Genomic DNA, 11,585 nt, shown 5'->3' with positions numbered 1-11,585 from the left:
GGGCGGCCCCCCGCGCGCGTCCGCTGCGCCGGGGGGGCGGCGCCGGGGTCGTGTCCTCCGGTGGGGCGGCCCCCCCCCCCCCCCCCCCCCCCCCCCCCCTCCCCCCCCCCCCCCCCCCCCCACCCCCCCCCCCCCCGGGGGGGGGGGGGGGGGGGGGGGGCCCGGCTCCGCGAGCGTGTGGCCTGTGGCGAGGCCCCACCCCAACCCCTCCCCTGAAGGGGAGGGGCTTTCGTCCGATAAATCCGACAGTTTTCGACCTCAAACCGCCCCCGCCTTCAGCCCCTTGACCGCATGATCCGCCGCGCGTGCGGTCAGCGCCATGAAGGTCAGCGAGGGGTTCACGCACGACACCGACGCCATCTGCGCCCCGTCCGTGACATAGAGGTTCGACGCGTCATGCGCCTGGCTCCATTTGTTGAGTACCGACTGGCGCGGGTCCGCACCCATGCGCGCGCCGCCCATCTCGTGGATCGCGTCGCCCGGGACATGCTCGGACTCCCCGCTGGTCACGTTCTTCATGCCCGCCGCGCGCAGCATCGCCTCGCCCTCGCGCCGGGCATCGGCCATCATCTTCAACTCATTGTCGCGGAAGGTCACGTCGAACTTCATCAGCGGCACGCCGAAGCGATCGACCTTGCTCGAATGCAGCGACACGCGATTATCCTCATAGGGCAGGCATTCGCCGAACGCGCCCATGCTGAACTGCCACGGGCCATAGCGGCGCATCCCATGCTTCATCTCCGCCCCGAAGCCGACCGGCTTGGCCGCGTTGCGATAGGCCGAACCCTGATAGCCATAGCCGCGCCGGAAGCCGAGCCCCTCATCGCCCTTCAGGTTGCGGAAGCGCGGGACGTACACGCCGCCCGGACGACGGCCATATTCGATCAGGTCGTCCAAGCCGGGGATCTCACCCGACACGCCGACGCGGAAGATATGGTCCATGACATAGCGGCCCAGCGTCCCGCTGCTGTCGAAATGGCTCCGCTCCGAACCCGGCGCGCGCGAGTTCATCAGGATCTGCACCGACCCCATGGCCGAGGCGCAGACGAAGACCAGATTGGCCTGGACCGTCTGCGACTGTCCGGTCTTGGCATCGACATAGCGGACGCCGGTGACCTTCTTCTTCGCCGGATCATAGTCGATCCCCGTCACCACCGCATCCGACTGAAGCGTCAGCCGCCCGGTCGCGCGCGCGGCGGGCAGCGTCACGGCCTGGGTCGAGAAATAGGCACCGAACGAGCAGCCATTGCCGCACTGGTTGCGGAACTGGCATTTGGTGCGGTTCTGGTCAGACTTGTCCTCGGTCATGTTGGACAGGCGGGTGTGGATCAGCTTGCGCCCCGGAAACTGGCTTTCCAGCCGCTCCTTCAGCCACTTCTCCGCGACGTTCATCGGCATCGGCGGCTGGAATTCGCTATCGGGGAGATAGGGCAGGTTCTCGCGCGAGCCCGAGACGCCGATGTACTTCTCGACATAGGAATACCAGGGCGCGACATCGTCGTACCGGATCGGCCAGTCGGCGGCGACGCCCTCGCGCTTGTTCGCCTCGAAATCGTCGGCGCTCCAGCGGAAGGACCAGCGGCCCCAGATCAGCGACTTGCCGCCAACCGCACCGGGCCGGATCCAGTAGAATTTGCTCCCCTCGTCATAGGCATAGGGGTTCAGCCGGTCGTCATTGTAGAATTTCTGGTTGCTGGGCGCGACATAGCCCTGCTTGGCGATAAAATAATCGCTGTCCAGCAACGGCTTGGGCATGATGTTGCGCGCCGGGACCTCGAAGGCGGGCTTGCCGTCATACGGATAACCCTCGCCATGCTCGACCATGACGCCCCGGTCGAGCATTAGGACGCGCAGGCCCTTTTCGGTCAGTTCTTTGGCGGCGAACCCGCCGCTGATCCCCGACCCGATCACGATCGCGTCGAAACGGTTCGTCGCCGCCATGGCTGTCCTCCCTATATCTGTCTTATCGTTTTAGAATCGAAGCGCTTGTAGCGTCCGGAAGCTGGTCGTGATGTCGGGTAGATAGGGCGCGGGCGCCTGATCATTCTCGACATAGAAATGCTTCACGCCCGCCAGCCGGTTGAGCTTGAAGAGCGCGGCAAAGTCGATTTGCCCTGCGCCCACCGCCGTCATGCTGCCATCGGCGCGCGCATCCTTGACGTGATAGGCATAGATGCGCCCGGCCAGCCGCCGGATCAGGGCCGCGGCATCCTCGCCCGCATGGATCGCCCAATAGAGGTCGATCTCCAGCTTCACGAGCGCCGGATCGGTGCCCTTTAGCAGCCGGTCGTACAGGCTGATGCCGCCGGGCTTGTTGGTGAACTCGAAGTCGTGATTGTGATAGGCAAAGCCCAGACCCGCCTTCTTCAACTGCGCGGCGAAGCGGTTGATGTTGGGCAAAGCCGCATTCCAGCCCGCCTCGGTCCGATGCTCGTCGGTCATGTACGGCAGGATGACGGTATCGGCGCCCAGCGTTTTCGCCATGGTCACGCACGCATCGAACTTGCCGAGCAGCGAGTCATAGGGGACATGGATCGACGGCGCCTTCAGCCCCAGCCGGTCCTGCGTGCGGCGGAGCATGGCATGATCCATCGCGTCATAGCCGCCCCCGCCATATTCGACCTCGCGATAGCCGATCCTGGCCACCGCCTCCAAGGTCTTGACCGGATCGGCCGCGAACAGCTCGCGGATCGTATAGAGCTGGAGCCCGATGGCCCCGAGCCGCGCGGCCTTCGCCATGCCCGGCAGCAGCCCGGCCGCGCCCAGCCCCAGCCCCGCGCCCATCAGCGAACGACGATCGATCATGCCGAATACACCTTGTTGACCTCGGAATAGGGATAGGCGCCGTCATATTCGCCGGGCACCGGCAGATATTCGCGTTCCTGCGTGATGCCGATCTCCGACGTGTAATAGCCGGTGATGACGAGTTGCCGGAACGGCTCGAAGAACGCCCGCCCCTCCGGCAGCACGCCCTCCATCGCCTCGGTCAGCAACGTGTCCTGTTGCGCGGGGCTGGCCTTGGCGGCGGCCAGTTTGTTGACGCTCTGGCTGCGCGCCTCGATCGCGTTCAGCCCGGCGATGATCGGCACCCGGTCGGCGGGCAGCGACCAGTCGGCCAGCATCTTCTCGATGAACGCGGGCACCCCGGCCGCGATCGCGCCGGGCGTGTCGGTGGTGGGCAGCACCCGCTCCGCCAGCGCGGTCATCGTCGCGCGCTGGAGGGGGGTGAAGACCGCGACGCTGGGCGGCCCGTCGGAAATGACGGGAATGGTGCCGCGCGCCTGCTCCACCGCGCCCGCCGCCCGCGCGATGGGCGCGAACAGCGCGGAGCCGAACATGGCGGTGATCCCCGCCAGGGCATGTCTGCGGTCGATATGGGGGGTCATCGGGCATCCTCCGGCAGGTCCTGCGCGATCGCCTCGGGCGGCAGCGGGCGGACCCAGATATTGCGGAACGAGACGGGCGAGTCGTGATCCTGAAGCTGGATCGGCGCGGCATCGCCATGCGCCTGATATTTCTCGACCTGCCGCCAGATGGTGGTGCCCAGCATCGCCTGATGATTCTGCACGACCACGCCGTTCAGCAGCGCGGTGACATAGGCAGGGCGCAGCAGCTTGCCGTCCGCCGCAAAGCGCGGCCGCTCGAAGACGATGTCATAGCTCTGCCATTCGCCGGGCTTGCGCGCCGCATTCACCAACGGCGGCTTCCAGGCATAGACCGCGCCGACCTGGCCATCGGCATAGGTCGGGTTGTCATACCCGTCGAGGATTTGCACCTCATAGCGCTGCATGAACCAGATGCCGCTATTGCCCCGGTCCTGCGACGCTTTCTGCAGCGGGTTGGGCGAGCGGAATTCGAGGTGAAGCTGCACGTCGCCGAAGCTCTGCTTGCTGACCAGCACGCTCTCGGCCTTGCCGTCGCGCGGGGGCACGGTCATCGCGCCGTCTTTCAGCACCCAAGGCTTGCCGCTGGGCGTCCAGGCCTCCATCGATCGCCCGTCGAACAGCACCACCGCATCGGACGGCGCGCCGCCGGGTTGCGCAGCGGGGGTGACGACCTTCGGTGCGGGCCGGTCGGGATCGTGGACATGCCATTTCCCGCCGGGCAGCATCGGCGTATCGCGAAAGCCCATGCCCGGCCTGTCAGCTTTATGCTCTTGCGCCATGGCACCGCTCGCCACGGCCAATGCGATCAACGGTATCATCCGCATCGCTCCCCTCCTCATATTCTCGGATCGATCGCGCGGTACGCCGCGATCACCCTGTCTTCGCCCGCGCGGCCCTTGACCGAATTGCCATGCTCCATGCCGATCACGCCCGTGTAGCCCTGTGCTTTCAGGAAGCGGCAGACATTGACGTAGTTGATCTCGCCGCTGCCCGGCTCGTTGCGGCCGGGATTGTCGCCGAACTGGATATAGCCGATCTCGTCCCAGCAGAACTTCATGGTCGGGATGAGATTCCCCGACTGGATCTGCTCGTGATACAGGTCGGCCAGCACCTTCACGCCCGGACTGTTCGCCCCGCGCGCCACGGCATAGCCCTCCGCGATCGACTGCATGAACACGCCCGGATGGTTGGTTCGGGTGTTGAGCGGCTCCATCACCAGCGCTAGCCCATGCGGCGCGACGATATCGCCTGCGCGACGCATCACGTCGATGATCCGGCCCATCTGGATCGCGGGGTGCAGACGCTTGTCCATGAAGCCGGTGACGACGGTCATCCGCGTCGCGCCGACCCGCTTGGCGACATCGACCGCGCTGGTCACATCGGCCAGGAAAGCCTGTCGCTCGGCATCGTCATCGCCGCCCAGCAAGGGGCGTGATTCCGACCATTTGGGCATGGATGCGACGAACACGCCCATCGTCATCTTGCGGTCGCGCAGCGCCTTGGCGATTGCCTCCTGCTCGGCGACGGGGCGGAGGCGATATTCATTATCCTCCCATGCCCAGAAACCCTGGTCGGCGGCATAGGCGATCTGCTCGACCGAACTGTCGCCCCGGCTGGCGAAGCTGCCCAGATGCGGTGCGAAGCCCAGGGTAAAGCGCGCGGCGTTGGACGATCGGCCCGATTTCTGCCCCGCCAGCGCGGCGGCGGGCATGGCGGCGGCGAGGCCACCCATGACGGTGCGACGCGACCAGCTCATGCGACACTCTCCGCTACGGGGCGACGGGGACGGCGGCGCTCGGCCAGCCAGATGCCGCCGAACACGAACAACAGGATCACCGGCACGATGGCGAGCCGCGCAAAGGACTGCGACGCCGCCGCATCCTCGACCTGGCGCAGCGCTTCGCCGGTCAGCCGCTTGAACGCCTCCGACCCACCGGCCAGCTCGACCTTGGCGGCGTCGAACATCGCGCCCAGTCGCGGCAGGACGAAGAAGCTGGACAGCGCGCCCGCCGATCCGACCAGCCCCAGAGCCCAGGCGCCGCCGCGCGGATAACGCTCGGCCACCGACGCCAGCATGGTCGGCCACATCGCGCAGACGCCCAGCCCCCACACGGTCGAGGCCAGGATCGCCGCCACCGGCGACTGCGCCCGCGACAGCAGGAACAGGCCGATGCCCGCCATCAGGCTCGACACCCAGAGCAGCCCCGGGTTTGACAGCCGCCCCGCGATCCGCCCGGCGAAATGGCGGAACACGAACATCAAGGCACTGACATAGACGAGCAGCAGGATGCCACGCATGCCGACCCGGCTGCTCAGCGCCACGTCGAGCCACTGGCCAGGCGCCAACTCGGACGCGGCGGTCAGGAACATCGCGGCGAACCAGACGAAGAAGCTCGGCCGCTTGAACACTTCCGCGATCATGCCGCCGAAGCCGACGTCGCGTACTTCGCGCGGCACCGGCGGGAAATGCGTCGTCGCCGCCATCACCAGCACGCCGAGCGCAGGGATCAGCACCAGCGCCATGATCGCCTGCCACGACAGGATTTCGGCCAGGAACACGCCCGCCAGCCCGCCGACGATCAGCCCGCCGGGATACCAGGCATGAAGCACGTTCAGCCGGTGCGTCGTCTCTTCCGGGTAAAGCCGCGCGGTCAGCGGGTTGATCGACGCCTCGGCCAGCCCCCAGCCGATGCCGCTGAGCAGCATCCCACCCCAGACGATGTGATAAACGCCCATGCCGGTCGCGATATGGCCCGCGCCGATGATTGCGGTGGTGCCGACCAGGAAGCACAGGCCGCAGCCGATCAGCATCTGCCGCGCGCCGATCCGGTCGAGCAGCGCGCTTGCCACGAACAGGGTCGCGGCAAAGCCGAGAAATGCCGATCCCAGCGCCGATCCGATCAACTCGCCCGCCTCGACCGGCGCGATGGGGTCGATCCATTGCGCTTTCAGGCTGCTCGCCACCGCCGCGCGCAACGCCGCGCTTGCGGCGGCCGTGAACAGCGCCAGCACGCTCAGCCAGAACAGACGCGACCGATTGTCCGGTATCGCTTCCATGCCCCTCTCCCGCTTATGTTTTTTGTCAGACTTTACCTTCCGGGGCGGATGGTCAAGTCCTTGCAATCGTTAAAGTCCCAGCCAGCGCCGATTGGCCGCCGGATCGCCGCCACCGGCAAAATCGTCGAAGGCGCGTGTCGCCCGCCGGATCATGTGCGCGGCGATAAAGGGCGCGCCCTCCCGCGCGCCGTCTTCCGGGTGCTTCAGGCAGCATTCCCATTCCAGCACCGCCCAACCGGCATAGCCGTACTGGGTCAGCTTCGAGAAAATGCCGCCGAAATCCACCTGCCCGTCGCCCAGCGAACGGAAGCGCCCCGGCCGGTCCACCCAGTCGCTATAGCTGCCATAGACGCCCGCGCGGCCGGTCGGGTTGAACTCGGCATCCTTGACGTGGAACATGCGGATGCGGTCGTGGTAGAAGTCGATGAACTGGAGATAATCCATCGCTTGCAGCACGAAATGGCTGGGGTCGTAGAGGATGTTGGCGCGCTTATGGTCGCCGACCGACTCCAGGAACCTCTCGAAGGTCGTGCCGTCGTGCAGGTCCTCGCCGGGATGCAGCTCGTAGCAGAGGTCGACGCCCTCTTCCTCGAAAGCATCGAGGATCGGTCGCCAGCGCTTGCCCAATTCGGCAAAGCCTTCCGCCACCAGCCCGCCGGGTCGCTGCGGCCAGGGATAGACGAAGGGCCAGAGCAGCGCACCGGAAAAGGTCGCATGCGCGCTCAAGCCCAGCCGCCGACTGGCCTTAGCGGCGTAACGGAGTTGCTGGACCGCCCATTCCTGCCGCTCGGCCGGACGCCCACGCACCGCCTCCGGCGCGAAACCGTCGAAGGCGGCGTCATAGGCCGGGTGGACCGCGACCAACTGTCCCTGCAAATGGGTCGACAATTCGGTGATCGCGACACCCGCCTCGGCACAGCGCCCGGCTAGGTCGTCGCAATAATCCTGGCTTTCGGCAGCCAGCTTCAGGTCGATGCAGCGCGCGTCCCAGGTCGGAATCTGCACGCCCTCATAACCCGCCTCCGCCATCCAGCGCGCCGCCGAGTCGAGCGTGTCGAACGGCGCGGCGTCACCCATGAACTGCGCCAGGAAGATGCCCGGGCCGCGCATCGCCGACGAGAAGGCTCCGGCGGCGGTCACTTGGCGGTCTCGGCCTTGAGATAGGCGATCAGCGCGGCGCGCTTGGCCGGGTCGGCAACGCCGATCGGCATCCGGGTGCCCGGCACCTTCTTCATCGGCGCGGCGATGAACGCGTCCAGCGTCTTGTCGTCCCATTTCAGGCCCGACGCCTTCATCGCGGGCGAATAATTGAAGCCCGCGACCGAACCCGCCTGCCGCCCGAATACGCCGTTCAGATTGGGGCCGACACCGTTGCGCCCGCCCTTGTTGAGCGTGTGACAGGCCCGGCACGCGGCAAAGGCCTGCGCGCCCGCGGCGGGGGCGGTCTGCGCGGTAGACGGTGCCTGCACGGCCAGGATACCGGCGACCATGGCCGGTACGGCGGCGGCCAGCCCGATCAGCTGCCTCATCCTCTCTCTCCCGAAATTTTCTTGCCCAGACTCGCTGGTTGTTGCCGGAGTTTACCGCTAAACTGATGCCATGCAAGCACCGAATATCGCGTTATAAGCGATTGGGATGACAGGAGAGAGGATGATGGCGGGACGGAAGTTGCGGCTGGCCATGGCGGGCGGCGGCGAGGGCGCGTTCATCGGCGGCGTGCACCGGATGGCGGCGGCGCTGGACGGCGACTGGGAATTGGTCGCGGGCAATTTCAGCAGCGATCCCGAGCGCAATCGGCGTAGCGGCGAGCAGCTGGGCCTGTCCCCCGACCGGGTCCACGCCACCATCGACGCCCTCCTTGCCGACGAACGCGAGCGGCCCGATGGCGAGCGGATCGATGCGGTTGCCATCGTCACCCCCAACCACCTCCACGCGCCGATGGCGATCGCCGCGCTGAACGCCGGTTTTCCGGTATTCAGCGAAAAGCCGATGGCGATGAACCTGGCGGAGGCGCGTGCCATTGCCGACGCCGCGCGCGCTTCGGGTCAGCTCTATGGCCTGGCCTTCACCTATAGCGGCTATCCGATGGTCGAGGAGGCGCGGGCACGCGTCGCGCGCGGCGATTTCGGGACCATCCGGCTGGTCCATGTCGAATATGTGCAGGGCTGGCTCAGCACCGCGCTCGACCGCGAGGGCAATAAGCAGGCCGAATGGCGCACCGATCCGGCGCGCGCAGGGCTTGGCGGGGCGCTGGGCGATATCGGCACCCACGCCTTCCAGCTGGCGGAGCATGTTACGGGCCTGAAGGTCGAGGCGCTGTCGGCCGATGTGACGACTCATGTCGCGGGGCGGATGCTTGACGACGATGTCAACGTACTCCTGCGCTTTGCCGAAGGCGCACGCGGCACGCTGCGCGCGACGCAGGTGGCGGCGGGCGAGGAGAATGGCCTGCGTATCCGCATCCATGGCGAGACGGGCGGGCTGGAATGGTCGCAGATGGAGCCCAACACGCTGACCCTGCGCTGGCTCGACCGCCCCGCCGAAATCGTCCGCGCGGGTGGCCCGGGCCTCAGCCCCACCACCCTGCCCCGCCTGCGCACCCCCTCGGGCCACCCGGAAGGTTATATCGAGGCGTTCGGGAACCTCTATCGCGCGGTGGCGGGATCGTTGCGCGATGGCGGTCCGGCCAATGGCGAAGCCCCGGGCGAGGCGAACTGGTATCCGGGCCTGGAGCCGGGCCTGCGCACCATGGCGTTCGTCGAGGCCGTATTGGAAAGCGCGCGATCGCAGGAGAAGTGGACCGCATTTCCTGCGGTAGACGTGGCGATGCTTCGCGGATAGCTTCCCCCCATTGGGGGAAAGAAACATGCGGTCTTGGTACATCGTCGCCGGTCTGGCGCTGCTCGCAGGCACGGCGTCGGCGCAAGGCCGAGCGATCCGGCGATCCTGAGGCTCGTCCAGTCGTTCAACGAGGCGCGCACCCGCTACGATGCGAAGGCGCTCGATGGGTTGCTGGCGTCGGATTATATCGAGGTCTCTCCGCTGGGGGAGATCGACCGGCGGCCGGCGGTCCTGACCTTCTACGCGCCCGAAAAGGCGAGTCAGGTGCCGCCCATGAACTTTCAGACGCAGGACGTGCGCCGACATGGCGATAGCGCGATCGTCATCGGCTCGGTCGACTATACGCTGCCCAATCCCAATGGTGGCACGGTCACGCGCAGCGTCCGGGTGACCTATGTCGAGCAGCGGATCGGCCGGGAATGGAAGATGATGTCGGTCCAATATACCGGCATTCAGCCACCCCGGCCCGCCTCCTGATCGGAGGCCGCATCGCCTCAGGCCGATGCGCGTCCTCGCACCACGCCGATCGCGCCGGCCAGAACCGCCGCATCCTCGGCAAAGCCCGTCTTGGTCTGGCCATAGCGCCCCAGCGCCGCCATCCGGCCGCGCCAGCCGGGATAGGAGGCGATCACCGCCGTCACGCCGCCGATCGCCGCGCCGAGCCAGCGCTGTTTCGGGCTGGCCAGCGCCGCGCCCGCAATCGCCGAGGTCGTAAAGCGCGCCGCCAGGCCGATGGGCACGACGCGATCCGGCGCGGTCTTCTGCTTGTCGCCCGCCATCTCGCCGATCGCGAGCGCCAGCGTGCCCGCCGCAACGACGGGGTTGGCCAGCCAGCGGAGCACGCCCTTGCCGACCGGCAATTGCCCGCGCGCTGCCGCAATCGACACGGCGGCTAGCGGCGTCATGGCGCGCTGTCCGCCGACCAGGCCCATTTTGAACGGGGCGAGCAACATGGCGTATCGGGAAGCAGGCATCGCATTGACCTCATGATCGAAATCCAGGCCGCGACAACGCACCCACCCCGCCGCCGGGTTCCCCCTTCCCCACCGCCCCCCGCTTTTGGCATGATGGCGACATGATCCGTATCCTGATGACCGCCGCGCTGCTGACGCTGGCCGCCTGTTCCTCCAACGACCAGCCCAAGGGATTGAGCGCGGCGGAGAATGACCAGCTGAACGATGCCGCCGCCATGCTCGATGCCAATGCGGTCGATCTGAACGCGATGGCGCCTTCGGACGTTGAGGACGAAAATCCCATCGATAACGAAAGCTGATACGCCATGACCGACACGCCGCTTCGCCGCCTGGGCTCGACCGACCTGATGATCGCGCCGCTGGTGCTGGGCGGCAATGTCTTTGGCTGGACGGCCGACCGGGCGGCGAGCTTTGCGGTGCTCGACGCCTTTGTTGATCAGGGCGGCGTGATGATCGACACGGCGGACGTCTATTCCGCTTGGGTCGACGGACACCAGGGTGGTGAATCCGAGGCCATGATCGGCGAATGGCTGAAGGCCAGCGGCAAGCGCGACCAGGTGCTGATCGCGACCAAGGTCGGGATGTTGCCCGGCGAAGGCGGCGAGAAGCTGGCCCCCGCCCGAATCGCGGCGGCGGCGGAGGCATCGCTGAAGCGACTCGGCACCGACCGGATCGACCTGTACTTCGCGCATCAGGACGACGAGGATCAGCCGCAGGACGCGGTGATCGAGGCCTTTGCCAAGCTGGTCGAGGCGGGCAAGGTGCGGGTGATCGGCGCCTCCAACTTCCACGCCGCGCGGCTGAAGTCCGCGAACGAGGCCGCCCGCGACGCCGGGCTGCCGCGCTATCATGTCCTGCAGCCCGAATATAATCTGGTCAGCCGCCACAAGTTCGAGGGCGAGTTGCAGGATTACTGCGTCACCGAGAATATCGGCGTCGTCCCCTATTACGGGCTGGCGGCCGGATTCCTGACCGGCAAGTACCGCAGCGACGCCGACCTGTCGCAAAGCGTGCGCGGTGCGAAAATGGGCGAGCTATTGCAGGGCAAGGGGGCTGCGGTACTGGCGGCGCTAGACGCGGTGGCGGAGGAGACTGGGGCCACCCCGGCGCAGGTCGCGCTCGCCTGGCTGATGGCGCAGCCCGGCGTCACTGCGCCGATCGCCAGCGCGACGAGCGTACAGCAGCTGTCCGAACTGACGCCCGCCATGCGCCTGTCCCTGTCGGACGCTCAGCTGGCCCAGCTGACGGACAGTGGCGCCTGACAATCGAATGAACGCAAAATTACACCTTTTTCGGAACAGATGCGGCGGTGCAGAATTAATGCACG

The 11,585-nt window shown here is 67.0% G+C and carries 13 protein-coding genes; 4 read left to right on the top strand and 9 right to left on the bottom strand.

The features are described from left to right. Window positions 1-258: 258 nt before the first annotated feature. The 8 genes from GGQ89_RS03220 to GGQ89_RS03185 form a co-directional block, all read right to left on the bottom strand. Window positions 259-1,941, bottom strand: coding sequence for a GMC family oxidoreductase (locus GGQ89_RS03220; protein WP_184103970.1), 1,683 nt, complete (start codon window positions 1,939-1,941; stop codon window positions 259-261). A 30-nt stretch (window positions 1,942-1,971) separates the two neighbouring features. Beyond that, the gene (locus tag GGQ89_RS03215) at window positions 1,972-2,805 is read right to left on the bottom strand and encodes a sugar phosphate isomerase/epimerase family protein (RefSeq protein ID WP_184103968.1); all 834 of its coding nucleotides are present in this window, start codon (window positions 2,803-2,805) and stop codon (window positions 1,972-1,974) included. Further along, complete coding sequence (locus tag GGQ89_RS03210; protein WP_184103966.1) at window positions 2,802-3,386, bottom strand: gluconate 2-dehydrogenase subunit 3 family protein; 585 nt, start codon at window positions 3,384-3,386, stop codon at window positions 2,802-2,804. Before GGQ89_RS03210 ends, GGQ89_RS03215 begins: the two co-directional genes overlap by 4 nt. Then, the gene (locus GGQ89_RS03205) at window positions 3,383-4,210 is read right to left on the bottom strand and encodes a 3-keto-disaccharide hydrolase (protein ID WP_240456579.1); all 828 of its coding nucleotides are present in this window, start codon (window positions 4,208-4,210) and stop codon (window positions 3,383-3,385) included. Before GGQ89_RS03205 ends, GGQ89_RS03210 begins: the two co-directional genes overlap by 4 nt. Window positions 4,211-4,221: 11 nt before the next feature. Further along, window positions 4,222-5,142: a hydroxypyruvate isomerase family protein gene (locus GGQ89_RS03200; protein WP_184103964.1), complete on the bottom strand. Its 921-nt coding sequence runs from the start codon at window positions 5,140-5,142 to the stop codon at window positions 4,222-4,224. After that, on the bottom strand, window positions 5,139-6,443 hold the full coding sequence (locus GGQ89_RS03195; protein WP_184103962.1) for an MFS transporter: 1,305 nt from the start codon (window positions 6,441-6,443) through the stop codon (window positions 5,139-5,141). Before GGQ89_RS03195 ends, GGQ89_RS03200 begins: the two co-directional genes overlap by 4 nt. A gap of 69 nt (window positions 6,444-6,512) precedes the next feature. Further along, on the bottom strand, window positions 6,513-7,553 hold the full coding sequence (locus tag GGQ89_RS03190; protein WP_184104060.1) for a sugar phosphate isomerase/epimerase family protein: 1,041 nt from the start codon (window positions 7,551-7,553) through the stop codon (window positions 6,513-6,515). Window positions 7,554-7,579: 26 nt separating this feature from the next. Next, window positions 7,580-7,933: a c-type cytochrome gene (locus GGQ89_RS03185; RefSeq protein WP_184104058.1), complete on the bottom strand. Its 354-nt coding sequence runs from the start codon at window positions 7,931-7,933 to the stop codon at window positions 7,580-7,582. Window positions 7,934-8,096: 163 nt separating this feature from the next. Here GGQ89_RS03185 and GGQ89_RS03180 point away from each other — a divergent pair, with 163 nt between their 5' ends. Continuing rightward, complete coding sequence (locus GGQ89_RS03180; RefSeq protein ID WP_380772722.1) at window positions 8,097-9,284, top strand: Gfo/Idh/MocA family protein; 1,188 nt, start codon at window positions 8,097-8,099, stop codon at window positions 9,282-9,284. Window positions 9,285-9,317: 33 nt separating this feature from the next. Beyond that, the gene (locus GGQ89_RS03175; protein WP_184103959.1) at window positions 9,318-9,761 is read left to right on the top strand and encodes a nuclear transport factor 2 family protein; all 444 of its coding nucleotides are present in this window, start codon (window positions 9,318-9,320) and stop codon (window positions 9,759-9,761) included. A gap of 17 nt (window positions 9,762-9,778) precedes the next feature. Here the strand turns inward: GGQ89_RS03175 and GGQ89_RS03170 are convergent, their stop codons facing one another. Further along, window positions 9,779-10,258 (bottom strand): DUF4126 family protein, encoded by a 480-nt coding sequence (locus tag GGQ89_RS03170; protein ID WP_083706740.1) that lies wholly within the window; start codon window positions 10,256-10,258, stop codon window positions 9,779-9,781. A gap of 101 nt (window positions 10,259-10,359) precedes the next feature. On the opposite strand from GGQ89_RS03170, the gene GGQ89_RS03165 reads away from it, so the two are divergent. Both GGQ89_RS03165 and GGQ89_RS03160 read left to right on the top strand, forming a co-directional pair. Then, window positions 10,360-10,557 (top strand): hypothetical protein, encoded by a 198-nt coding sequence (locus GGQ89_RS03165; RefSeq protein ID WP_056430065.1) that lies wholly within the window; start codon window positions 10,360-10,362, stop codon window positions 10,555-10,557. Between the two features lie 6 nt (window positions 10,558-10,563). Then, window positions 10,564-11,520: an aldo/keto reductase gene (locus GGQ89_RS03160; protein ID WP_184103957.1), complete on the top strand. Its 957-nt coding sequence runs from the start codon at window positions 10,564-10,566 to the stop codon at window positions 11,518-11,520. Window positions 11,521-11,585: the final 65 nt, after the last annotated feature.

The sequence above is a fragment of the Sphingomonas yabuuchiae genome (assembly GCF_014199595.1).
Classification (GTDB): Bacteria; Pseudomonadota; Alphaproteobacteria; order Sphingomonadales; family Sphingomonadaceae; genus Sphingomonas; species Sphingomonas yabuuchiae.
Note: the sequence above shows the minus strand (reverse complement) of the source record. Positions and strands in the feature narration are given on the sequence as shown.

Bases quoted from the DNA above. Each gene is read 5' to 3' on its own strand.
- GGQ89_RS03220 (WP_184103970.1), bottom strand. From the start codon at position 1,941: ATGGCGGCGACGAACCGTTTCGACGCGATCGTGATCGGGTCGGGGATC.
- GGQ89_RS03215 (WP_184103968.1), bottom strand. From the start codon at position 2,805: ATGATCGATCGTCGTTCGCTGATGGGCGCGGGGCTGGGGCTGGGCGCG.
- GGQ89_RS03210 (WP_184103966.1), bottom strand. From the start codon at position 3,386: ATGACCCCCCATATCGACCGCAGACATGCCCTGGCGGGGATCACCGCC.
- GGQ89_RS03205 (WP_240456579.1), bottom strand. From the start codon at position 4,210: ATGCGGATGATACCGTTGATCGCATTGGCCGTGGCGAGCGGTGCCATG.
- GGQ89_RS03200 (WP_184103964.1), bottom strand. From the start codon at position 5,142: ATGAGCTGGTCGCGTCGCACCGTCATGGGTGGCCTCGCCGCCGCCATG.
- GGQ89_RS03195 (WP_184103962.1), bottom strand. From the start codon at position 6,443: ATGGAAGCGATACCGGACAATCGGTCGCGTCTGTTCTGGCTGAGCGTG.
- GGQ89_RS03190 (WP_184104060.1), bottom strand. From the start codon at position 7,553: ATGCGCGGCCCGGGCATCTTCCTGGCGCAGTTCATGGGTGACGCCGCG.
- GGQ89_RS03185 (WP_184104058.1), bottom strand. From the start codon at position 7,933: ATGGTCGCCGGTATCCTGGCCGTGCAGGCACCGTCTACCGCGCAGACC.
- GGQ89_RS03180 (WP_380772722.1), top strand. From the start codon at position 8,097: ATGGCGGGACGGAAGTTGCGGCTGGCCATGGCGGGCGGCGGCGAGGGC.
- GGQ89_RS03170 (WP_083706740.1), bottom strand. From the start codon at position 10,258: ATGCCTGCTTCCCGATACGCCATGTTGCTCGCCCCGTTCAAAATGGGC.
- GGQ89_RS03165 (WP_056430065.1), top strand. From the start codon at position 10,360: ATGATCCGTATCCTGATGACCGCCGCGCTGCTGACGCTGGCCGCCTGT.
- GGQ89_RS03160 (WP_184103957.1), top strand. From the start codon at position 10,564: ATGACCGACACGCCGCTTCGCCGCCTGGGCTCGACCGACCTGATGATC.